Annotated in this window: 21 protein-coding genes; 11 read left to right on the top strand and 10 right to left on the bottom strand. The window is 56.5% G+C overall.

The window, feature by feature from the left end; all coding sequences use genetic code 11:
• The first annotated feature begins 9 nt into the window (after positions 1-9).
• The gene (yccS, locus tag G7090_RS07970) at positions 10-2145 is read left to right on the top strand and encodes a YccS family putative transporter (protein ID WP_166182051.1); all 2136 of its coding nucleotides are present in this window, start codon (positions 10-12) and stop codon (positions 2143-2145) included.
• Here yccS and G7090_RS07965 read toward each other — a convergent pair.
• Positions 2130-2756 (bottom strand): TfoX/Sxy family DNA transformation protein, encoded by a 627-nt coding sequence (locus G7090_RS07965; RefSeq protein ID WP_166182050.1) that lies wholly within the window; start codon positions 2754-2756, stop codon positions 2130-2132. The two genes, yccS and G7090_RS07965, sit on opposite strands and share 16 nt — an antisense overlap.
• Positions 2757-2973: 217 nt before the next feature.
• Here G7090_RS07965 and sulA point away from each other — a divergent pair, with 217 nt between their 5' ends.
• Both sulA and ompA read left to right on the top strand, forming a co-directional pair.
• Entirely contained in the window at positions 2974-3483 is a 510-nt protein-coding gene (gene sulA / locus G7090_RS07960; protein ID WP_166182049.1) for an SOS-induced cell division inhibitor SulA, read from the top strand.
• Positions 3484-3837: 354 nt separating this feature from the next.
• Positions 3838-4893: a porin OmpA gene (gene ompA, locus G7090_RS07955; RefSeq protein WP_166182048.1), complete on the top strand. Its 1056-nt coding sequence runs from the start codon at positions 3838-3840 to the stop codon at positions 4891-4893.
• A gap of 66 nt (positions 4894-4959) precedes the next feature.
• Here ompA and matP read toward each other — a convergent pair whose 3' ends face one another.
• Positions 4960-5415, bottom strand: coding sequence for a macrodomain Ter protein MatP (gene matP, locus G7090_RS07950; RefSeq protein WP_106992620.1), 456 nt, complete (start codon positions 5413-5415; stop codon positions 4960-4962).
• Between the two features lie 186 nt (positions 5416-5601).
• Here matP and G7090_RS07945 point away from each other — a divergent pair, with 186 nt between their 5' ends.
• Both G7090_RS07945 and fabA read left to right on the top strand, forming a co-directional pair.
• The gene (locus tag G7090_RS07945) at positions 5602-7362 is read left to right on the top strand and encodes a Lon protease family protein (RefSeq protein ID WP_166182047.1); all 1761 of its coding nucleotides are present in this window, start codon (positions 5602-5604) and stop codon (positions 7360-7362) included.
• Between the two features lie 68 nt (positions 7363-7430).
• Positions 7431-7949, top strand: coding sequence for a bifunctional 3-hydroxydecanoyl-ACP dehydratase/trans-2-decenoyl-ACP isomerase (gene fabA / locus G7090_RS07940; RefSeq protein ID WP_000227926.1), 519 nt, complete (start codon positions 7431-7433; stop codon positions 7947-7949).
• A gap of 73 nt (positions 7950-8022) precedes the next feature.
• On the opposite strand, the gene rmf is transcribed toward fabA, so the two are convergent.
• The 6 genes from rmf to rlmKL form a co-directional block, all read right to left on the bottom strand.
• Positions 8023-8190, bottom strand: coding sequence for a ribosome modulation factor (rmf, locus tag G7090_RS07935; protein ID WP_032617397.1), 168 nt, complete (start codon positions 8188-8190; stop codon positions 8023-8025).
• 255 nt (positions 8191-8445) lie between these two features.
• A complete protein-coding gene (pqiC, locus tag G7090_RS07930) occupies positions 8446-9009 on the bottom strand; it encodes a membrane integrity-associated transporter subunit PqiC (protein WP_166182046.1) in 564 nt (187 codons plus the stop codon).
• Positions 9009-10646 (bottom strand): intermembrane transport protein PqiB, encoded by a 1638-nt coding sequence (gene pqiB / locus G7090_RS07925; protein WP_166182045.1) that lies wholly within the window; start codon positions 10644-10646, stop codon positions 9009-9011. The genes pqiC and pqiB overlap by 1 nt, the downstream gene beginning before the upstream one ends.
• 4 nt (positions 10647-10650) lie before the next feature.
• Positions 10651-11904 (bottom strand): membrane integrity-associated transporter subunit PqiA, encoded by a 1254-nt coding sequence (gene pqiA / locus G7090_RS07920; protein ID WP_166182044.1) that lies wholly within the window; start codon positions 11902-11904, stop codon positions 10651-10653.
• Between the two features lie 18 nt (positions 11905-11922).
• Complete coding sequence (locus tag G7090_RS07915) at positions 11923-13830, bottom strand: ABC transporter ATP-binding protein (protein WP_106992614.1); 1908 nt, start codon at positions 13828-13830, stop codon at positions 11923-11925.
• A gap of 12 nt (positions 13831-13842) precedes the next feature.
• Positions 13843-15951 (bottom strand): bifunctional 23S rRNA (guanine(2069)-N(7))-methyltransferase RlmK/23S rRNA (guanine(2445)-N(2))-methyltransferase RlmL, encoded by a 2109-nt coding sequence (gene rlmKL, locus G7090_RS07910; protein ID WP_166182043.1) that lies wholly within the window; start codon positions 15949-15951, stop codon positions 13843-13845.
• Between the two features lie 99 nt (positions 15952-16050).
• Between rlmKL and G7090_RS07905 the strand changes: the two genes are divergently transcribed.
• A complete protein-coding gene (locus G7090_RS07905) occupies positions 16051-17160 on the top strand; it encodes a YcbX family protein (protein ID WP_106992612.1) in 1110 nt (369 codons plus the stop codon).
• Here the strand turns inward: G7090_RS07905 and zapC are convergent.
• Together zapC and pyrD are read right to left on the bottom strand one after the other, a co-directional pair.
• Complete coding sequence (zapC, locus tag G7090_RS07900) at positions 17157-17693, bottom strand: cell division protein ZapC (RefSeq protein WP_166182042.1); 537 nt, start codon at positions 17691-17693, stop codon at positions 17157-17159. The genes G7090_RS07905 and zapC overlap by 4 nt on opposite strands.
• Positions 17694-17861: 168 nt before the next feature.
• The gene (gene pyrD, locus G7090_RS07895; protein ID WP_166182041.1) at positions 17862-18872 is read right to left on the bottom strand and encodes a quinone-dependent dihydroorotate dehydrogenase; all 1011 of its coding nucleotides are present in this window, start codon (positions 18870-18872) and stop codon (positions 17862-17864) included.
• Between the two features lie 248 nt (positions 18873-19120).
• Between pyrD and ssuE the strand changes: the two genes are divergently transcribed.
• Genes ssuE through ssuB form a run of 5 tightly spaced genes read left to right on the top strand, consistent with a single transcriptional unit; the run spans position 19121 to position 23361 of the window.
• Positions 19121-19696 (top strand): NADPH-dependent FMN reductase, encoded by a 576-nt coding sequence (gene ssuE, locus G7090_RS07890; protein WP_106992609.1) that lies wholly within the window; start codon positions 19121-19123, stop codon positions 19694-19696.
• On the top strand, positions 19689-20651 hold the full coding sequence (locus G7090_RS07885; protein ID WP_166182040.1) for a sulfonate ABC transporter substrate-binding protein: 963 nt from the start codon (positions 19689-19691) through the stop codon (positions 20649-20651). The genes ssuE and G7090_RS07885 overlap by 8 nt, the downstream gene beginning before the upstream one ends.
• Positions 20648-21793 carry an FMNH2-dependent alkanesulfonate monooxygenase gene (gene ssuD / locus G7090_RS07880; RefSeq protein ID WP_106992607.1) on the top strand — a complete coding sequence of 382 codons (1146 nt, stop codon included), beginning with the start codon at positions 20648-20650 and terminating at the stop codon, positions 21791-21793. Before G7090_RS07885 ends, ssuD begins: the two co-directional genes overlap by 4 nt.
• 9 nt (positions 21794-21802) lie before the next feature.
• Entirely contained in the window at positions 21803-22594 is a 792-nt protein-coding gene (gene ssuC, locus G7090_RS07875) for an aliphatic sulfonate ABC transporter permease SsuC (protein ID WP_166182039.1), read from the top strand.
• The gene (ssuB, locus tag G7090_RS07870; RefSeq protein WP_166182038.1) at positions 22591-23361 is read left to right on the top strand and encodes an aliphatic sulfonates ABC transporter ATP-binding protein; all 771 of its coding nucleotides are present in this window, start codon (positions 22591-22593) and stop codon (positions 23359-23361) included. The genes ssuC and ssuB overlap by 4 nt, the downstream gene beginning before the upstream one ends.
• Positions 23362-23394: the final 33 nt, after the last annotated feature.

Below are 23394 nucleotides of genomic sequence, written 5' to 3'. Positions count from 1 at the left end.
CGAGCGCTCATGCTAAGCCCGCTGCTTCGCCGCTACACTCTCAACAGCGCCTGGCTGTATAACGTCAGGATCTTTATTGCCCTGTGTGGCAGCACCGCCCTGCCCTGGTGGCTGGGCGACGTAAAGCTGACCATTCCGCTGACGCTGGGCGTCGTGGCCGGGGCGCTGGCCGATCTGGATGACCGTCTCGCCGGTCGGCTGCGCAATCTGGTCATCACGCTGATCTGCTTTTTTATCGCCTCGGCGTCGGTGGAGCTGCTCTTCCCGTGGCCGTGGCTTTTCGCCCTCGGGCTGATGCTCTCCACCAGCGTCTTTATCCTGCTGGGCGGACTGGGACAGCGTTACGCCACCATCGCCTTTGGCGCGCTGCTGATTGCTATCTATACCATGCTGGGGGTGTCGCTTTACGACCAGTGGTATCAGCAACCGGTGCTTCTGTTGCTGGGAGCGGTCTGGTATAACCTGCTCACTCTGGCCGGGCACCTGATCTTCCCCATTCGTCCGCTGCAGGACAATCTGGCCCGCAGCTATGGGCAGCTGGCGCATTATCTGGAGCTCAAATCCCGGCTCTTTGACCCGGATATTGAAGATGACGGTCAGGCACCGCTGTACGATCTGGCGCTGGCGAACGGCCAGCTGGTGACTACGCTGAACCAGACCAAAGCCTCGCTGCTCACCCGTTTACGCGGCGATCGCGGGCAGCGCGGCACCCGCCGAACGTTGCACTACTACTTTGTGGCACAGGATATCCACGAGCGCGCCAGCTCCTCGCATATTCAGTACGCCGATCTGCGCGAGAAGTTTCGCTATAGCGACGTGATGTTTCGCTTCCAGCGCCTCCTGTCCATGCAGTCGCAAGCCTGCCAGCAGCTGTCGCGATCCATCCTGCTGCGCACCCCCTATCAGCACGATCCGCGTTTTGAGCGGGCCTTCACGCACCTGGATGCGGCTCTCGATCGTGTCCAGGCCAGTGGGACCTCAGCTGAACAGATGAAAGCGCTGGGTTTTCTGCTGAATAACCTGCGCGCCATTGATGCCCAGCTCGCCACCATCGAATCTGAGCAGGCGCTCGCCATGCCCCGCAATGATGTGGAAAACCAGCTGGCCGACGACAGCCTGCACGGTTTCAGCGATATGTGGTTGCGCTTAAGCCGCAACTTTTCGCCGGAATCGGCCCTGTTCCGCCATGCGGTGCGAATGTCGGTGGTACTCTGCATTGGCTATGCCTTTATACAGATAACCGGGCTTAACCATGGCTACTGGATTTTGCTGACCAGTCTGTTTGTCTGCCAGCCCAACTACAATGCTACTCGCCACCGGCTGGCGCTGCGTATTATCGGCACGCTGGTGGGGGTCGCCATCGGGCTGCCCATCCTCTACTTTGTCCCCTCTCTGGAAGGCCAGCTGATCTTAATTGTGATCACCGGGGTACTGTTTTTTGCGTTTCGCAATGTGCAGTACGCGCACGCCACCATGTTTATTACCCTGCTGGTGTTGCTCTGTTTCAACCTCCTCGGGGAAGGTTTTGAAGTGGCTCTGCCGCGCGTCATCGATACCCTGATCGGCTGTGCCATTGCCTGGGCCGCGGTGAGCTTTATCTGGCCGGACTGGCGCTTCCGTAATCTGCCGCGGGTGCTGGATCAGGCGATGAATGCCAACTGCCGGTATCTGGATGCCATTCTTGAGCAGTATCATCAGGGTCGCGATAACCGTCTGGCGTATCGCATAGCCCGGCGTGACGCTTACAACCGCGATGCGGAGCTGGCGTCGGTGGTCTCGAACATGTCCACGGAGCCGCGGGCGACAGCAGAAACGCGCGAAGCTGCATTTCGCCTGTTGTGCCTGAACCACACCTTTACCAGCTACATATCGGCCCTGGGCGCACACCGCGAGCGGCTGACCAGTCCGGCTATCCTGGCGTTACTTGATGACGCCGTTTGCTATGTCGATGATGCGCTTCATCAACGTCCAGCGGATGAACCTCGTGTTCAGCAGGCCCTGTCCGAACTGGCGCAACGCATTTCGCATATTGAACCGGGTGCCGAGAGCAAAGCTCCGTTAGTGCTGCAGCAAATCGGTCTGCTTATCGCGTTGCTACCAGAAATTTGTCGATTACAGCAGCATGTTAATCAACTGCCGGAGTGAGGGCTGTTCTCCACGGGCAGCCTTTTGTACCACTCCACCAGCTCCTGGCGTCTGATCTCCGGGAGGGCCGCTTCGTGCAGCCCGACGATGGCCCCCTCCAGCGCAAACAGCACCTTGTAGCTCAGATGCCGGTTAAGTTCTCTGATCTTCAGCCAGCACTGCTCGGCGCCGAGGGCGCGTAACGCCTCTTCGTCGGTGATGCCCGCTTCGTTCAGCAGGATCTCAAGCTGAAAGGTGAGATTGGGTAAATCTTTCAGCCTGTCGCGCTTGTACCGCTCGCGGCGCTCCCGTCGTGCGGCTTCGAGGGCAAAGGAGGAGAGCTGCAGAAGCTTATCCTGATCCTGCCAGAGCGCCTCATCCACGCGGTAGTAATTCAGCAAAATCGGGCGCCCCCTCTTAACCAGCGTTAAGTAAGAGGAGGTATTTTTGACGCAATACTGTGCGCTCTCTTCACAGGCGCGCAGGTATAACTCACCGTCAGATACCATCGCAAAGACCGCGTCATCCACCGCCAGGGTATACCCGCCAAACAGCGCGCGATGCTGGACTTCACCAAGGGGTGAAAGATATTTCGTAGATTGATAGATCCGTTCATAAGATAACTTTTTCATGATATTTCCCTTTTAAATCATGTAGTAATAGTGAAGTTATTGGTTAACGGATCCGTTAGTCAAAAAATAGGTAACTTATGATCGAACGGCAAGATGATTTTTCAATCCGCCTGAATAACAACCCAAATTTGCGAGGAGCTTTCCGAAATTGAGGTTGATCTTTAGACGTACAGGGGTTACTGTATATCCATACAGTAACTACAGGGCTGGATTGATTATGTACTCTTCAGGCTATGCAAAGCGTTCCACAACTTTCTCTTCTTCCGCCGGCAAAAGTGCACGGAGTTCCGCTGCTTACATGTCTACCGGGTTGATCAGTGAAGTGCTTTACCGTGAAGACCAGCCCATGATGACGCAGCTGTTATTGCTGCCGCTATTGCAGCAGCTTGGTCAACAGTCTCGCTGGCAGCTGTGGCTCACGCCGCAGCAGAAATTGAGTCGGGAATGGGTGCAATCCGCAGGTTTACCGCTCACTAAAGTGATGCAGGTTAGCCAGATGGATCCCTGCCATACTGTAGAATCTATGGTGAGGGCATTGCGTACCGGCAATTACAGCGTGGTGATTGGCTGGTTTACGGAAGAGTTAACCGAAATGGAACAACATCGCCTGGCCGAAGCGGCAGAAGAAGGTAACGCATTGGGCTTTATTATGCGTCCCGTTCGGATGAATGTTCTGGGCAACGGACACCTATCTGGGCTAAAAATTCACTCAAATTTGTATCACTAAGTAAAAATAAGAGTTTTCCTGGAATTTTTTTTGCAAGCGCTGTACGCCGTTGGTTCCATTTCTAAAAGCCGCGACAAGTCTTGTCTGCCGCGGCTTCCTCCAGTTTAGCACGCCTAAAACTTCGCCCTAAATGTTAAATATTGTGTATACAAAACTTTTTTTTTCATATGCCTGACGGAGTTCACACTTGTAAGTTTTCAGGTACGTTGTAGACTTTACATCGCCAGGGGTGCTCGGCCTAAGCCGAAGATATCGGTAGCTTTACTCTTTGTCCCCGCCCCCCGGTGAAGGATTTAACCGTGACTCTCATTGAGATTCTCATGGCGATTTTTGGATGATAACGAGGCGCAAAAAATGAAAAAGACAGCTATCGCGATTGCAGTGGCACTGGCAGGTTTCGCTACCGTAGCGCAGGCCGCTCCGAAAGATAATACCTGGTATGCAGGTGGCAAACTGGGCTGGTCTCAGTTCCATGACACTGGCTGGTATAACGACGCTCTGAACAACGACGGCCCAACTCACGAAAGCCAGCTGGGCGCAGGCGCGTTCGGTGGTTATCAGGTTAACCCGTACGTTGGTTTCGAAATGGGTTACGACTGGCTGGGCCGCATGCCTTACAAAGGTGACAACGTTAACGGTGCTTTCAAAGCACAGGGCGTTCAGCTGACTGCTAAACTGGGCTACCCAGTAAATGACGCTGTAGACATCTACACCCGTCTGGGCGGCATGGTATGGCGTGCAGACTCCAGCAACAGCATCGCTGGCGACGACCATGACACTGGCGTATCTCCAGTATTCGCAGGTGGCGTTGAGTGGGCAATGACCCGTGACGTTGCTACCCGTCTGGAATACCAGTGGGTTAACAACATCGGCGACGGCAACACCGTTGGTGTTCGTCCAGACAACGGCATGCTGAGCGTAGGTGTTTCTTACCGTTTCGGCCAGCAGGAAGAAGCAGCGCCAATCGTTGCTCCAGCTCCAGCTCCAGCGCCAGAAGTACAGACCAAGCACTTCACTCTGAAGTCTGACGTTCTGTTCAACTTCAACAAATCAACTCTGAAACCAGAAGGCCAGCAGGCTCTGGATCAGCTGTACACCCAGCTGAGCAACCTGGATCCTAAAGACGGTTCCGTAGTTGTTCTGGGTTACACCGACCGTATCGGTTCTGACGCCTACAACCAGGGTCTGTCCGAGAAACGTGCTCAGTCTGTTGTTGATTACCTGATCTCTAAAGGTATCCCAGCTAACAAGATCTCCCCACGTGGTATGGGCGAATCTAACCCAGTTACCGGTGCTACCTGTGACAACGTGAAACCTCGCGCTGCACTGATCGACTGCCTGGCACCAGATCGTCGCGTAGAGATCGAAGTTAAAGGCATCAAAGACGTTGTAACTCAGCCAGCGGCATAAGTTATCGTCTGACAAAAAACCCCGCCGTGTTGCGGGGTTTTTTATTGCCTGAAGGAAAGTAAAACGCTACTTCTTACTGGACAGCAGCGCCTGGAGATCGGTTTTCAGGGTCGACATCTGACTGGCGTACTTCTCTTTATGTTCCGCATCTTCAATGAGCTGGACGATAGTTTCTGACAGGGTTTTTCCGCGGCGCTGGGCCAGTCCGGCCAGACGTTGCCAGACCATAAACTCCAGATCGATCGACTTCTTCCGCGTATGCTGGTGCTCAGCATTGAAATGCCGTTTTCGCCGCGCACGGATAGTCTGCTTCATGCGGTTCAGTAGCGCCGGATTGATGTGTTTATCTATCCAGCCGTTGACCAGAATGGGTTCGTTTTCGAGGGTCAGCAATAAATCTACAGCTTCTTTTGCAGCACTGGCTTCGAGGTAGCACGTGATCAATTCCCCTTCACGGTGTTTTTTGACCAGATACTTCCATTTCCAGCCGCTTTCGAGATTTTCCAGTTGTTGGTATTTCATTGCGATCTCAGTGTGACCGTGTAACTGTGTTCAGAATATCAGTTTTTTGGCAATCTGCTGAAAAGAAATCATATCCTGTGATACGTGGCGATGCATTCATCTCTGGAAACGCCCATTCCCTCATGGGCAGAGCCTGCGCCTTACGGTATACTCCATCGTTTTACTTCTGACTAAAAAACATCAACTTTGACCATTACGAAACTTGCATGGCGTGACCTGGTTCCGGATACCGAAAGCTATCAGGAACTGTTTGCACAGCCAGATCTCGCGAAAGAACACGAATACATCCTCAGTGACACACAGCCCCGTTTGCATTACGCACTGGAGCAGGTGTTGAGCCCGTGGGCAACCTCACCGTTCATGTTGTTGAAAGCGCCAGACGAAGCGGAGTACCTGAATCTTCTGGCGGATGCCATGCGGCAGCTGCAACCAGAAACCGGGACGGTCTTTGGGGGTGAATACCGCATCAGCGGACACACAGTCACCTTTGAACCGGCGACCGTACCCGATGGCCGTTTTGCGGTCACAGGCAACATCGTCCCGGCGGGCTGGACAGAAGCAGAACAACTGTTCGGTTGCCTGCGCCAGTTTAACGGCGAGTTGACCCTGCATCCTGGCCTGGTGCATCAGGCTAACGGCGGCGTGCTGCTCATCTCGCTGCGCACCCTACTGGCCCAGCCTCTGCTGTGGATGCGCCTGAAAAACAGCGTCAGTCAGCAGCGGTTTGACTGGGTGGCGTATGATGAGTCGCGCCCTCTTCCGGTCGCAGTGCCTTCTATGCCGCTCTCCCTGAAAGTGGTGCTGATTGGCGATCGCGAAGCACTGGCCGATTTCCAGGAGATGGAACCCGAGCTGGCCGATCAGGTGGTGTACAGCGAGTTTGAAGACAGCACGCAGATCGCGGATGCCGAAGATATGCTGCAATGGCTCCAGTGGGTGCATGCCGTTTGCGAACGCGCGCAGTTGCCAACCCCGGCAGCCGATGCCTGGCCGGTGCTGATCCGCGAAGCGGTGCGCTACACCGGCGACCAGGAGACCCTGCCGCTTTGTCCTCTCTGGCTTGGCAAGCAGTTGCGTGAAGCCGCAGCCATGACGGAAGACGACACCATTACCGGCGAACAGCTCTCCCAGATGCTGGTGCAGCGAGAGTGGCGCGAGGGCTACCTTGCCGATCGCATGCAGGACGAGATCCTGCTGGAGCAGATCCTGGTCGAAACCGAAGGTGAACGCGTCGGACAGATCAACGCCCTGTCGGTGATTGAGTTCCCGGGTCATCCGCGCGCCTTTGGCGAGCCGTCCCGTATCAGCTGCGTTGTACACATCGGTGACGGTGAATTTATCGATGTGGAACGTAAAGCCGAACTGGGCGGGAACATTCACGCCAAGGGCATGATGATCATGCAGGCTTATCTGATGTCGGAACTGCAGCTTGAGCAGCAGATCCCCTTCACCGCCTCGTTGACCTTCGAGCAGTCCTACAGCGAAGTCGATGGCGACAGCGCCTCGATGGCTGAACTGTGCGCGTTAATCAGTGCCCTGGCCGATGTGCCGGTGAATCAGAGCATTGCCATCACCGGTTCGGTGGATCAGTTTGGTCGCGCGCAGCCGGTCGGCGGTCTGAACGAGAAGATTGAAGGCTTCTTTACCGTTTGCCAGCAGCGCGGACTGAACGGTAAACAGGGCGTTATTATTCCCCTGCCGAACGTGCGTCATCTCAGCCTCAGTCAGGAACTGCTGACCGCGGTAGAAGAGGAACAATTCAGCCTCTGGGCGATCGAAGATATCGCAGATGCGCTACCCTTACTGACAAACCTGGAGTGGGATGCCGAAGGGCAGAACACGCTGATGCACAGCATCCAGGAGCGTATTGCGCAGGCAACACAGCAGGAAGCACGCCATCGTTATCCCTGGCCGTTACGCTGGTTGAACTGGTTCACGCCGAACTGATCGGACTTGTTCAGCGTACACGTGTTAGCTATCCTGCGTCCTTCACTAAAATAAGGCATACTGAGAACATGGTAGATAAACGCGAATCCTATACAAAAGAAGATCTTCTTGCCTCTGGTCGCGGTGAACTGTTTGGTGCTAAAGGCCCGCAGTTACCGGCCCCGAACATGCTGATGATGGACCGTGTCGTTAAGATGACGGAAACCGGCGGCAACTTCGATAAGGGTTACGTAGAAGCAGAGCTCGATATCAACCCGGACCTGTGGTTCTTTGGTTGCCACTTTATTGGCGATCCAGTGATGCCAGGCTGCCTGGGTCTGGACGCGATGTGGCAGCTGGTTGGTTTCTACCTCGGCTGGCTGGGTGGCGAAGGCAAAGGCCGCGCCCTGGGCGTTGGCGAAGTGAAATTCACCGGTCAGGTTCTGCCGACCGCGAAAAAAGTGACCTACCGTATTCACTTCAAACGCATTGTTAACCGTCGCCTGATCATGGGCCTGGCGGATGGCGAAGTGCTGGTCGACGGTCGTCTGATCTACACGGCGAATGACCTGAAAGTGGGTCTGTTCCAGGACACTTCCGCATTCTGATTTTTGCTTTTACCAAAGCATAAAACGGCGAAACCTCCGCACTGCGGAGGTTTCTTTTTTTAAAGAGACGCTATCAAGCAAGTACTGCCCTGTCTCCGATGGCTTCTCGCCAGCCCCCTAACCATTGCGACCTTTGATTGATGGTCTGATAGGGACACATTTCTTTAGAACGTCCGGCGATGCCAGCCTGATAACCACGTTGATGAGCCCTTTCAAGGCGATCTCGTTTCTGTCTCTTCATGCCTCGTTTCCCTCATTATTTGATCTGGTGGAAAAGAAAACAGTGATTACAAAACGTGCAACCACAGATAACGAATACCCTGATTCCCGCTTAGCGTCAATGCGCAAAATTCACGCCAGTGTCATATTTGTGACCTGGTCAGAAGTTCATTTGTACAAAAAGTGTGACGCGGCACAAGTAACGGCCTGAGCATAAAACGAAAAAAAAGCCGCAATTAGCGTGACGCTAACTGCGGCCTGATGCGATGAATTTTACTTATGGCAGACGAGAAATCTCTCTGGCAATACTAGCGGACTCCTGCGCCCACCCCTGTGCCAGCACTTTCACCATCTCATCATAACCATCCTTTTGCTGGGTTAACTCCAGATGGAAAGGCCGCTTTATCAGCTGGCCCTGATGATTCAGCAACCATTCCCCACTGACAATCACCCTGCCATCATAGCGACCATGGAAGTTGGTCACGTTGACGTTGAGCGTATCCTGGTCGCTACCCAGCGGCTGCGACGCCACCACCCATCCCGGCAGCTGGCTGCTGAGATTTGCAACCAGCGTGTTACGCAGCTGCTGATCCAGCGGGCTGGCCCACAGGTTGTTATTGGCGATGACATACTGCACATCGCTGGTTTGATAAACCACACCATTACCGGCCAGGTAATCCGGTACCGCCACCTGCTCTACCCACAGCAGGCGGTTCCCCTGGCTGGCGGTACTTTGCCCGCCCGCCTGCGCGGCCACAGGCAGTTGATAATAGCTCTTGTTCTCTGCTGAGCTACAGGCGGTCAGGAGCGCCACTGCGGTAATCATTAGCCACTTTTTCATTATTTAGCCCCCTTCGGCTCAGGGTCCTTTTTGTCTTTCGCTTCGAATACCAGCGCGTTGCTCTTGGTGTTCAGCGTCTTCAGCACCGGCTGCAGTTCACGCAGAACCTGATCGAGGCGCTGCATATCCGCCACCATCTTGTTGTACGCCGCTGAACCTGGCTGGAAGCCCTGCATACTGCGGTTCAGTTCACGCAGCGTTTTCTGCATGTCCTGAGGCAGCTGCTGCATCGACTGGCTGGCGGTCAGCTTGTTGAGATTATCCAGCGTGGCCTGCAGACGGCGCATCGTCGCCTGGCTCTCGCTAAGCGTATTGGTGGCCTGTTGAATCATCGGATTGAGCGGCAGGCTGTTGATCTTATCCAGCGTCTCCATCAGACGCTGCTGGATCTGTGCCAGTCCACTGCTCACGGTCGGGATGATTTTGTAGCCCGAGAACTCGCGGATCTCTTTCACCGGCGGCTCTTTCGGGAAGAAGTCCATATCCACATACAGCGCCCCGGTCACCAGGTTACCGGTTTTGAGCGAACCGCGCAGGCCGCGCTTCATCAACCCTTCGATATGCTGAGCGATATCAGGCGTATCGCCAACCTGATTAATCAGACGCTCCGGCTCAATGCGGATCAGGACGGGGATACGGTAATCGTCATCCAGCACCTGACGCATGCCCGGTGCGAAGAACGGCACTTTGCCAACGGTGCCGAGACGGATGCCACGGAATTCAACCGGCGCGCCCGGCTGCAGGCCGCGGACAGAATCCTTGAAGAACATCAGGTAGTCGACATGGTCGGTATAGAGCGAATCCTGAATGCTCTTCTGATCGTCATACAGCCTGAACGCGGTTTTTTGTGCGACTGGCTGTCCCTGATCCATCCCTTCCGGCACGTCAAAGCTGACTCCGCCGCCAAACAGCGTGGAGAGCGAGCCCATCTCAACGCGCATTCCCGCTGAGGTTAAGTCGACGGCAATACCGCTGTCTTTCCAGAAGCGGACGTTACCCGTGACCAGACGATCGTTCGGCGCGTTGATAAACAGCTGATAGCTGATGGTGCGTTTTTGCGTGTCAAAGGTACTGGTTTCCACAGAACCGACGCGATAGCCGCGGAACAGCACCGGATCGCCCGGGCTCAGCTGACCGGCTTTTTTACTGTCGAGGATCACGCGGATCCCCTTCGCATCCGGCGGTGCCAGCGGCGGAGAATCCAGCAGTTGATACTGCTCCGGTTGAGATCCCTGTTTCCCCGGCTGCAGTTCAATATAAGCCCCGGATAACAGCGTCCCCAGGCCGCTAATACCTTCGCGACCCACCTGCGGTTTCACCACCCAAAACACCGAGTCGCCATGCAGCAGCTTCTCCATACCGGCGTTGAGGCGGGCGGTAATTTCTACGTGGGTCAGGTCGTCGGTCAGGGTTGCGCTCTCGACTACCCCCACATCCACGCTGCGGCTCTTGATGGTCGTTTTACCGCCCTCAATCCCCTCGGCGTTAGTGGTGATCAGCGTCACGACCGGGCCCTGATGGCTATAATGATAAAACAGGATCCAGGCACCGATCAGCGCGGTCACGATGGGGAAGATCCACACCGGCGACCAGTTTTTGACCTTCTGCACTTTCGCCTCTCCACTCTTATTTTCCATGCTTTTATTCATCCTCATGGCTCGACTCTGGCTCACGATCCCACGATAAACGCGGATCGAAGGTCATGGCCGCAAACATGGTCATAATAACGACCAATGCAAACATTAGCGCCCCAATGGCTGGGTAAATACTCATTAGCCCCCCTATCCGCACCAGGGCAGACAGAACGGCAATCACGAATACGTCAATCATTGACCAGCGTCCAACAAACTCAACGACTTCATAAATAAAATGCATTCGCTCGCTATCCCGCTTGCCGTGTCCTTTGGCATCCCAGCAGAGCCAGGCAATGGCAATCATTTTGAGCGTAGGGACCATGATACTGGCGATAAAAATGACTAAGGCTACCGGGTAGGACCCTTCCCCCCACAGCAGGACCACCCCGGCCATGATGGTCGAGGGCATCTCATCCCCCAGCAGATTCGTGATCATAATCGGCAGGATGTTGGCAGGGAGATAAAGCATGATCGAGGTGATGAGCAGCGCCATCGTCCACTGAAGACTGTTTTTACGCCGCACGTGCCCTTTGCTTTCGCAACGCGGACAGACTTCCTGGTCGACCGGGAGGATCGCCGTACAGCAGGAACAGAGGCGCAGATTCTGGTGGATCCCCGGAACGCCGACCTTCAGCTTTTGCGCCAGCACCGGCGCCGGGGCGATATCGTCCCATGCCCAGCGGCGGTCCACACACTGGAACGCGCGCAGCTGCAATACGCAATAGAGACACCAGGGAATAAAGCTGCTGCCAACGCCCACGTCGCCGTAGGCCATCAGCTTGACAAAGCTCACCAGGATCCCGGCAAGAAAAATCTCCGCCATTCCCCAGCTTTTTAACTGGAACAGGATCCGCGCCAGCCTGATTTTCAGTGCCCTGGGCATCTGCACGCGGTTCACGAGCAGCAGGATAACCACCAGACAAAACGCCGGCACGATCTGGACGAAGAGCATAAAGAAGGTGCCCAGACTGGCGTAATCTTCCGAGAACATCACGCCGGGTATCTCCAGCAAATGCACTTCGCTGGTGATACCCCCCACTTTCATATAGATAAAGGGAAACAGGTTGGAGAGGATCAGCATGAACAGCGCAGCAATAGCATAAGCAGTGGGACGCTGCCGCGGCGCATCCCACTTCGTTGTCAGCGTTGTCCCGCATCGCGGGCATGCCGCTTTGTGTCCATGCTCGAGCGCGGGTAGCGCCACGAGCATATCGCACTGGGAGCATAAAATATGCCGATCGGCATGGTGATGTTCACACATACTGGCTCCATGTTTAACTTATGCGCCGTTTTTCAGAGCCTCAAGATATTCCCAGCGTTCAAATGCCTCTTCCAGCGCCCGCTCAGCCTGGGCCATATCGGCCAGCACTTTTTGCGTATGGTCATGCGGCTGGCTAAAGAATGACGCGTCGGCCACCTGAGCCTGCAAACTTTCCAGACTCGCTTCCAGCTCTTCCAGACGCTGCGGCAAGCTTTCCAGTTCGCGTTGGAGGTTATAGCTTAGTTTGTTACTGCCGCGTTTGACCGTTTCTGCTTTGGTTACAGCAACTTCCGCTTCGCTCTTCGCTTTTGACTGCTTTGTCGCCAGCGACTGCGCCTGCTGTCCGCGGGCATCGTGGTAGCCGCCCACATAGCGTCCGATACGGCCCTGACCTTCGAAGATCCAGCATTCGGTCACGGTATTGTCCACGAACTGACGATCGTGGCTCACCAGCATCACCGTTCCCTGATAACTATCAATCAGTTCTTCAAGAAGTTCCAGCGTTTCCACATCAAGATCGTTCGTTGGTTCATCGAGAATCAGCAGGTTGCTGGGTTTCAGGAACAAACGTGCCAGTAACAGGCGGTTACGCTCCCCTCCGGAGAGGGCTCGAACCGGGGTCATGGCCCGTTTTGGATGGAACAGGAAGTCCTGCAGATAGCCCAGCACATGGCGCGGTTTCCCGTTCACCATCACTTCCTGCTTACCTTCTGCGAGGTTGTCCATCACCGTTCTGTCCGGGTCCAGTTCGGCACGGTGCTGGTCGAAGTAGGCCACTTCCAGCTTGGTCCCGCAATGGATGCGACCGCTGTCGGCTTTCAGTTGATCCAGCATCAGCTTCAGCAGCGTGGTTTTACCGCAGCCATTCGGGCCGATAAGGGCAATTTTATCCCCGCGCTGCACCTGGGCAGAGAAATCTCTCACCAGCACTTTGCCGTCAACCTGGTAGTTAACGTTTTCCATCTCAAAGACGATTTTGCCGGAGCGGCTCGCCTCTTCGACCTGCATCTTCGCGCTGCCCATCACTTCACGGCGCTCGCTACGCTCACGACGCATCGCTTTCAGGGCACGGACGCGGCCTTCGTTACGGGTACGGCGGGCTTTGATGCCCTGACGGATCCACACCTCTTCCTGGGCCAGCTTGCGGTCGAACTCGGCGTTTTGCAGCTCTTCTACGCGCAGGTTTTCCTCTTTTTCCAGCAGGTAGGTGTCGTAATCGCCCGGATAGGTCACCAGCTTGCCGCGGTCGAGATCGACAATGCGGGTCGCCATATTGCGAATAAACGAACGGTCATGCGAGATAAAGATAATGGTACCGCCGAAGGTTTTCAGGAACCCTTCCAGCCAGTCGATGGTTTCGATATCCAGGTGGTTCGTCGGTTCATCGAGCAGCAGCACTTTCGGCCCGCTGACCAGTGCCCGGCCCAGGGCAGCTTTACGCAGCCAGCCACCGGAGAGGGAGGCCAGCGGCATGTCAGCTTCCAGACCTAACTGCGCCAGCACTTCGTTGATGCGGTTTTCCAGCTGCCACAGGCCGTGGTGGTCCAGCAGCTCCTGCAGACGCGCCATCTCGTTGAGGTTTTTGGTGCTCGGGTCGGTCATCACCAGGTGCGAGATCTCGTGGTAACCCTTCAGGTACTCCGCCTGCTCGGCGATCCCTTCGGCCACAAAATCATAGACGCTGCCCTGCACGTTACGCGGCGGATCCTGTTGCAAACGCGCCACCACCAGGTCCTGCTCGTAAACGATACGCCCGTCATCCAGCCCCTGCTCGCGGTTGAGGATCTTCATCAGGGTCGATTTACCGGCGCCATTACGGCCTACCAGACAGACACGTTCGTTATCTTCGATATGCAGTTCTGCGTTATCGAGAAGGGGTGAGTCGCTGAATGACAGCCACGCGCCATGCATACTAATTAATGACATTTATTTTTCCTTTCAGGCGGCGGTGATGAGCCAGCAGTTGTGGATCTGACGGTTACGGGCAAAATCCTGGGACAAGGTTTTTTGACTGATCTCTTGTGCTTTCAGCCCCAGTTCAGCTAACCCGTCATGATCCATGCGGAAACCGCGCTTGTTGTTCGAGAACATGATGGTGCCGCCTTTACGCAGCATCCGTTTGAGGTCTTTCATCAGCGCCAGATGGTCGCGCTGCACATCAAAAGACTCTTCCATACGTTTGGAGTTGGAGAAGGTCGGCGGATCGATAAAGATCAGATCGAACTGTTCATCCGATTCGCGCAGCCAGCCCAGCACGTCGGCCTGCAGCAGACGGTGCGCCCGGCCGGTCAGGCCGTTGAGACGCAGGTTGCGCTCTGCCCACTCCAGATAGGTGCGGGACATATCCACGGTGGTGGTGGTACGTGCGCCACCCAGACCCGCATGGACGCTGGCGCTGCCGGTATAGGAGAAGAGGTTCAGGAAGTCTTTACCTTTGCTCATCTGGCCCAGCATACGACGGGCAATACGGTGGTCAAGGAACAGGCCGGTATCGAGGTAGTCGGTCAGGTTAACCCACAGGCGCGCGTTGTATTCGCCCACTTCGATAAACTCGCCCTTGCTGTTCATCTTCTCGTACTGATTTTTACCCTTCTGACGCTCACGGGTCTTGAGGATCAGCTTGTTTGGAGCGATGTTCAGCACGTTGATGGTGGCGGCGATGATATCCAGCATACGCTGGCGCGCTTTCTGCGGATCGACGGTTTTTGGCGGAGCATACTCCTGCACCACCACCCACTCGCCGTAGCGGTCGACCGCCACGTTGTATTCCGGCAGATCGGCGTCATACAGGCGATAGCACTCAATACCCTCCTGCTTCGCCCATTTTTCAAATTTCTTCAGGTTCTTACGCAGACGGTTGGCATAATCTTCCGCGATGCTGGCCGGTTTGCTGTCGGCTTCTTTCTCGGCCAGGTGATAGTTTTTCTGCACACAGTCCAGCGGGCCGTTTTTGGCCTTGAACTGACGCTCGGCGCGCAGCTGCAGGCAGCTCAGCAGCTCCGGCGAGGCGCTGAACAGGGAGAGATTCCAGCCGCCAAACAGATCTTTCATGGTGCGGCCCAGCAGGCTGTGCAGAGCAATCAGCGCCGGCTCGCTGTCCAGACGTTCGCCGTAAGGCGGGTTGCTGATCACCGTCCCGTACGGGCCTTTCGGCAACGGGTTGGTGAGCCGGGAGACGTCTTTTACCTCAAAGGTGACCAGATCGCCAATCCCGGCGCGACGGGCGTTGCTGCGTGCGCGTTCAATCACGCGGCTATCGCTGTCAGAGCCGTAGAAATGGGATTCATAGGCCGCCAGCCCTGCGCGGGCGCGGGTCTGGGCTTCGGCTTTCACCTCCTGCCAGACCGCCTCGTCGTGCTGAGCCCAGCCCTTAAAGCCCCACTGGCCGCGATGCAGTCCCGGTGCACGGTCGGTCGCCAGCATAGCCGCTTCAATCAGCAGCGTGCCGGAACCGCACATTGGATCGAGCATTGGCGTACCCGGCTGCCAGCCGGAACGCATCACAATGGCTGCGGCCAGGTTCTCTTTGATCGGGGCGATACCCGCCCGATCGCGGTAGCCGCGCTGGTGCAGGCCCTCACCACACAGATCCAGTGCGATGCTGGCGATCTCTTTATTCAGACGCACGTTGATACGCAGATCCGGGTTTTCGCGATCGACGTTCGGGCGTTCCAGATTTTTACGGGTAAAGCTGTCGACGATGGCATCTTTGACCTTCAACGCGCCGTACTGGCTGTTGCGGATCTCATCGTTCAGGCCGCTGAAGTGCACCGCAAAGGTGGCACCCGGGGCAAAAATCTCTGTCCAGTTAATCGTCTGCACGCCCAGATAAAGATCGAGATCGCTGTAAACCTTGCACTCTCTCATCGGCAACATGATGCGTGAGGCCAGGCGACTCCACATCAGGCTCTGGTAAATAAGCCGCGTGTCGCCCTGAAAATGGACACCACCCTGAACCACCTGGCACTCTTGTGCGCCCAGGCTTTCCAGTTCAGTTTTTAACAGCTCTTCCAGCCCACGGGCCGTACTGGCAAACAGAGAATTCATATCGTCACTTTTACTCTAAGAAAATTGCTGCGCATTATAGCCAATCTGGGCTCTATGTCATAAAGTTGAGGGCTTATTTTCATTTGAGGGGACGGTGCCGTGGCAACGTTATCCAGGCTTTTCATTCATCCGGTCAAATCCATGCGCGGTATTGGGCTGACGCATGCCTTCGCAGACGTCAGCGGTTTTGCCTACGATCGCATTTTTATGGTCACTGAACCGGATGGCACCTTCATCACCGCCCGCCAGTTCCCACAGATGGTTCGCTTCACCCCGGCCCCGGTTCAGGATGGTCTGCATCTCACCGCGCCGGACGGTTCCAGTAGTATCGTTCGCTTCAGCGATTTTGCGCCAGCGGATGCGCCTACCGAAGTGTGGGGCAACCACTTTACCGCCCGTATCGCCCCGGACGCGATCAACCGCTGGATGAGCGAATTCTTTTCGCGCCCGGTGCAGCTCCGCTGGGTCGGGCCCGAACTGACGCGACGCGTCAAAGATTTCGCCGCGGTGCCACTGTCATTTGCCGACGGCTTCCCGTTTCTGCTCACCAACGACGCTTCGCTGCGCGACCTGCAAAAGCGCTGCCCGGCGAGCGTACAGATGGAGCAGTTCCGCCCGAATCTGGTGGTCACCGGCGCAACGGCCTGGGAAGAAGATACCTGGAAAGTGATCCGCATCGGCGACGTGATCTTTGACGTGGTGAAACCCTGCAGCCGCTGCATCTTTACCACCGTCAGCCCGGAAAAGGGGCAGAAGCACCCTGCCGGTGAGCCACTCAAAACCCTGCAATCTTTCCGCACCGCGCAGGATAACGGCGATGTGGATTTCGGTCAGAACCTGATCCCACGCACCAGCGGCGTGATCCGCGTGGGCGACGAGGTGGAAATCCTCTCCACCGGGCCAGGCCGGATCTACGGCGCAGGCGCTGAGGAAGAGGCGACAGAGGTGGAGACACAACCCGCCACGGCGGTCACTATCCAGTGGCAGGGTCAGACGATCCGCGGAAACAATCAGCAGGTGTTACTGGAACAGCTTGAACAGGCCGGTATTCGCGTGCCCTATTCCTGTCGGGCGGGGATCTGCGGATGCTGTCGCATCACGCTGGTAGAAGGCGAAGTGAGTGCGCTGAAGAAATCGGCTATCGGCAGTGACGGCACAATTCTGTGCTGCAGCTGCGTACCGAAAACCTCGTTACAGCTGGAAGCCTAAACGGCCTGCTCGAGGCTGAAGGTGACCGGCTGTGGTTTCAGTCGGTCATTCATCACTTTAATCGGGTCGCCCAACTGCATGGTGCGCCCGGCAATGGTCACCGTCGGCTGCGCCAGTAAACAGAGCGCGGCATTATCGCCCGGCTCCACCACCAGCAAATTCACCTGCTCTGCACTCTCGCTCAGGCTGACGCACGCCGCATCACCGGTAACCGGCGACCAGCGCTCATTGTGGGCAAGAAAGTGCCAGCTTTTCGGCATCTGAGGTTTGAGGAAGCGGATCGCCACCAGCGCATTGAGCACCAGCTCGGCGCGTTGTTCTTTCGACAGGTCGAGGTCGCGGCATTTTTCTTCAAAGGAGAAGTAGAGTGCGGCATCATCGACGCAAAAACCGGTATCGGCAAAGGCGTCCGGGGTTAACATCCGGCGGGCAAAACGCGAACGAAACAACATACCATTGGCCAGATCGAGCATCATGCGATCGTGCTCGTCACAGAAATACCAGCGCCAGTTATCGTCAGGTTTAATTCGCATCTGTCTCTCCCGTTCCCGAAACGTCCTGTCCTAAGAAAGTCCTTATTGCCGCTTCGCTTTTTTTAACTGCAATAATCAAAGACTACAATGTCTAATAAAGCAACAGTCCGGGAATATAAAACAACCAGAGCTGGAAATAAAGCCCTGGTTGCCAGTCATGCTAAAAGATTAGATATGATTAACGATTTCTTTAATCAGCGGCGGGCCTTTGAAAATAAAGCCTGAATATATCTGCACCAGCGAAGCGCCAGCCGCCATTTTCTCGCGCGCGGCCATGACTGAATCTATACCGCCTACGCCAATGATCGGCAGGCGACCCTTTAATTCTTCTGACAGACGACGAATAATTTCGGTGCTTTTTAACTGCACCGGACGCCCGCTCAGGCCCCCCATTTCGTCGCAATATTTCATTCCCTGAACCAGAGAGCGATCGAGGGTGGTATTGGTGGCAATAACGCCATCAATATTATGACGAACTAAACTGTCGGCGACCTGCACCAGCTCTTCTACGGTCAGATCCGGAGCAATTTTAACGGCCACCGGCACATATTTATGATGCTTCGCCTGGAGTTCATTTTGCTTATTCTTGATGGCGAGTAATAAATCGTCGAGCGCTTCACCGTATTGCAGGGTGCGCAGGCCCGGGGTGTTAGGTGAAGAGATATTCACCGCAATATACCCGGCGTAGGCGTAAACTTTTTCCATACAAATCAGGTAGTCATCTTTGCCCTGCTCGACCGGCGTGTCTTTATTTTTACCGATATTAATGCCCAGAACCCCATCGAAATGGGCTTTCTTCACATTCTCAACCAGATGATCGACGCCGAGGTTATTAAAGCCCATGCGATTGATCAGCCCTTCGGCCTCCACCAGGCGGAACAGGCGCGGCTTGTCGTTACCCGGCTGCGGACGTGGCGTGACGGTGCCAATTTCGATAGAGCCAAAGCCCATCGCACCCAGTGCATCGATGCACTCGCCGTTTTTATCCAGCCCTGCTGCCAGACCCAGTGAGTTCTTAAAGGTTAAACCCATGCAGGTGACCGGCTTCTCCATCACTCTCTGGCGCACCAGCGCTTCAAGCGGGGTTCCCGTAATACGGCGTAACTGCTGGAATGTAAATTCATGAGCGCGCTCAGGATCGAGCTGGAAAAGGGCTTTACGAACGAAGGGGTAGTACATGAACTCTCCTGGATTCCCGGTGTGCAAACCGGGGCCGAATTATCAGCGATCGCAGCCGGAAAGGGAATTGACCTGCGGCAAAAAAAACCTCACCAGAAGCAATCGTTTACTTTTCACCCCTCCTTTATTCATTTTTTGGCATTTATTCTGCGTATAAATCATTTAGTGGAATAAGCCAGCGATGCCACACTGCCAACAAATGTTATCAATGTTAGATAAAAGCAAATAATTGGTTATAAGGAGCATCTATGCGCGTCATTACGTTGGCCGGCAGTCCGCGATTTCCTTCCCGCTCCAGCGCGCTGCTGGAGTATGCCCGGGAGCAGCTCACCTCTCTGGATGTCGAAGTGTTCCACTGGAATCTGCATAACTTCGCTCCGGAAGATCTTCTCTATGCCCGCTTCGACAGTCCGGCGCTGAAAACCCTTAATGAGCAGCTTAAAGACGCCGACGGGCTGATCGTCGCCACGCCGGTGTATAAGGCCTCGTTTTCCGGTGCCCTGAAAACCCTGCTCGATCTGCTGCCGGAGCGCGCGCTGGAGAACAAAATCGTACTGCCGCTGGCGACCGGCGGCACCGTCGCTCACCTGCTGGCGGTGGATTATGCCCTGAAGCCGGTGCTCAGCGCCCTGAAGGCTCAGGAGATTCTGCACGGCGTGTTTGCCGACGACTCGCAGGTGATTGACTACCAGCACAAGCCGCACTTTACCCCTAACCTGCAAACCCGCCTCGACAGCGCCCTGGAGACCTTCTGGCAGGCGCTGCATCGCCGCGACGTTCAGGTTCCTGCCTTTGGTCTTCAGAAAGGAGTCGCCCATGTTTAAATCCCTTGCACGCCTGAGCCTGGCCGGTCTGGTGGCCCTCTCCGGCCTGGCGCATGCCGCCGATCCCGCCCCCGAGAGCCTGCGTATTGGCTACCAGAAAGGCAGCGTCAGCATGGTGCTGGCGAAAAGCCATCAGCTGCTGGAAAAACGCTACCCGGACACCAAATTCTCCTGGGTAGAGTTCCCGGCAGGCCCGCAGATGCTGGAGGCGCTGAACGTCGGCAGTATCGATCTCGGCAGCACCGGCGATATCCCGCCTATCTTCGCCCAGGCCGCCGGGGCAGACCTGGTTTACGTCGGCGTGGAGCCGCCTAAACCGAAAGCCGAAGTGATTCTGGTCCCTGAAAACAGCCCGATCAAAACCGTGGCGGATCTCAAAGGCCATAAGGTGGCTTTCCAGAAAGGGTCCAGCTCCCACAATCTGCTATTGCGCGCCCTACAGCAGGCGGGTCTGACTTTTAAAGATATTCAGCCAGTTTATCTTTCCCCGGCAGATGCCCGCGCCGCCTTCCAGCAAAACAACGTCGATGCCTGGGCAATCTGGGACCCCTACTACTCCGCGGCCCTGCTGCAGGGTGGCGTAAAGGTGCTGAAAGATGGTGAAAGCCTGAAACAGACCGGCTCCTTCTACCTTGCCGCTCGCCCTTATGCAGAGAAAAACGGTGAATTCGTTCAGGGCGTACTGAATACCTTTAGCGAGGCGGATGCCCTTACCCAGAGTCAGCGTCAGGCCAGTATCGCCCTGCTGGCCAAAACGATGGGGCTTCCGGAGCCGGTCATTGCCACCTACCTTGACCATCGCCCGCCAACCGTCATCAAACCAGTGGATGCCCATACCGCCGTGTTACAGCAGCAAACCGCTGATCTCTTCTATGACAACCGCCTGGTGCCGAAAAAAATCGATATTCGCGACCGTATCTGGCAACCGACCGCGCAAAAAGGAGCTAAATCATGAGTCTGAATCTGTTCTGGTTTTTACCTACCCACGGTGATGGACACTATCTGGGCACCGACGAGGGTGCCCGCCCGGTGGATCACGCTTATCTCCAGCAGATTGCCCAGGCCGCCGATCGAATTGGCTTTACCGGGGTGTTAATCCCGACCGGACGCTCCTGCGAAGATGCATGGCTGGTGGCGGCGTCGATGATCCCGGTGACCCAGCGCCTGAAGTTCCTCGTGGCCCTGCGCCCGAGCGTGACCTCTCCGACAGTGGCCGCCCGCCAGGCCGCGACCCTTGACCGTCTGTCGAACGGACGCGCGCTGTTTAACCTGGTGACCGGTAGCGATCCGCAGGAGCTGGCCGGGGACGGCGTCTTCCTGGATCACACCGAGCGTTATGAAGCCTCCTCTGAGTTCACCCACGTCTGGCGTCGTCTGCTGGAGGGCGAGAATGTGACCTTCGAGGGCAAACATATTCATGTTCGTGATGCCAAACTCTTCTTCCCGCCGATCCAGCAGCCGCGTCCGCCGCTCTATTTTGGCGGTTCGTCGGACGTCGCCCAGGATCTGGCCGCCGAGCAGGTGGATTTGTATCTCACCTGGGGCGAGCCGCCGGAACTGGTGAAAGAGAAGATCGAGCAGGTGCGTGCCAAAGCCGCGGCCCACGGTCGTAAGGTGCGCTTCGGGATCCGTCTGCACGTGATTGTGCGCGAGACCACTGAAGAGGCGTGGCAGGCCGCCGACCGCCTGATCGCCCATCTGGACGATGACACTATTGCCAAAGCCCAGGCCGCCTTCGCCCGCACCGACTCCGTCGGGCAGCACCGGATGGCCTCCCTGCACAACGGCAAGCGGGAGAATCTGGAGATCAGCCCGAACCTGTGGGCTGGCGTGGGGCTGGTGCGCGGCGGGGCGGGTACGGCGTTAGTGGGTGATGGCCCGACCGTGGCGGCGCGGATTAATGAATACGCCGACCTCGGCATCGACAGCTTTATTCTATCCGGTTATCCGCATCTGGAAGAGGCGTACAAGGTGGGTGAGCTGCTGTTCCCGCATCTGGATGTGGCTATTCCGCAGATCCCGCAGCCGCAGCCTCTGCTGCAGCAGGGTGAAGCGGTCGCCAACGAATTTATCCCGCGTAAAGTCGCCCAGAGCTAAGGAGATCGCATGGCTAACCCATCCCAAAAATGGCTGCTGCGCATTGCGCCCTGGCTGCTCCCTGTGGGGATTGTCCTGATCTGGCAGCTGGCATCCTCCGTGGGTTGGCTGTCGAGCCGCATTCTGCCCTCTCCGGAGGGCGTGGTGGAGGCCTTCTGGTCCCTGAGCGCCAGCGGTGAGCTGTGGCAGCATCTGGCCATCAGCTCCTGGCGCGCGGTGATTGGTTTTTCAATTGGCGGGTCGATTGGCCTGACGCTGGGTCTGATCAGCGGCCTGTCCCGCTGGGGCGAGCGTCTGCTGGACACCTCCATCCAGATGCTGCGCAACGTGCCGCACCTGGCGCTGATCCCGCTGGTGATCCTGTGGTTTGGTATCGACGAGACGGCGAAGATTTTCCTCGTCGCTCTCGGGACGCTGTTCCCCATCTACATCAACACCTGGCACGGCATTCGTAACATCGACCGCGGGCTGGTGGAGATGGCGCGGAGCTACGGTTTGTCCGGCTTCGCTCTGTTTACGCATGTCATTCTGCCGGGCGCCCTGCCCTCGATTATGGTCGGCGTGCGTTTCGCTCTTGGCCTGATGTGGTTGACGCTGATCGTGGCGGAAACTATCTCCGCTAACTCCGGGATTGGCTACCTGGCGATGAACGCCCGCGAATTCCTGCAGACCGACGTGGTAGTGGTGGCGATCGTTCTCTACGCCCTGCTCGGCAAACTGGCGGATGTCAGCGCCCAGTGGCTTGAACGCCGCTGGCTGCGCTGGAATCCGGCCTACGCGATAAAGGAGGCACACGCATGAATACCGCTCGCTTAAATCAGGGGACGCCGCTGCTGCTTAACGGCGTGACCAAACGCTACGGCGAAAACACCATTCTGAACGAACTGGAACTGCACATCCCGGCCGGGCAATTCGTGGCGGTGGTGGGCCGCAGCGGCGGCGGTAAAAGCACCCTGCTGCGCCTGCTGGCCGGACTGGAAGCACCTAACGGCGGTGAGCTGCTGGCCGGGAACACCCCGCTGGCGGATATCCAGGACGATACCAGGATGATGTTCCAGGATGCACGTCTGCTACCGTGGAAAACGGTGATTGATAACGTTGGTCTGGGGCTGAAAGGCAACTGGAAAGCGCAGGCGTTACAAGCCCTGGCCGCCGTCGGACTGGACAATCGCGCAGGTGAGTGGCCTGCCGCCCTTTCCGGCGGACAAAAACAGCGTGTGGCGCTGGCCAGAGCGCTGATCCATCGCCCGGGCCTGTTGCTGCTGGATGAACCCCTGGGGGCGCTGGATGCGCTGACGCGGATTGAGATGCAGGATCTGATCGTCTCGCTATGGCAGGAGCACGGCTTTACGGTGCTGCTGGTCACTCACGATGTGAGTGAAGCCGTGGCCATGGCGGACCGGGTGCTGCTGATTGAGGAGGGCAAGATTGGGCTGGATCTGACGGTGGACCTTCCACGTCCTCGTCGGGTGGGTTCAGCGCGGCTGGCGGAGCTGGAAGCGGAGGTGTTGGATCGGGTGATGAAGCGTGGGGTAACGGAGCGGCAGTTAATTACGGCTAATGCCTGATGCCCTCACCCTGGCCCTCTCCCACGGGGAGAG

The sequence above is a fragment of the Leclercia sp. 29361 genome (genome assembly GCF_011290365.1).
In the GTDB taxonomy this organism is placed as follows: Bacteria; Pseudomonadota; Gammaproteobacteria; order Enterobacterales; family Enterobacteriaceae; genus Enterobacter; species Enterobacter tamurae.
Note: the sequence above shows the minus strand (reverse complement) of the source record. Positions and strands in the feature narration are given on the sequence as shown.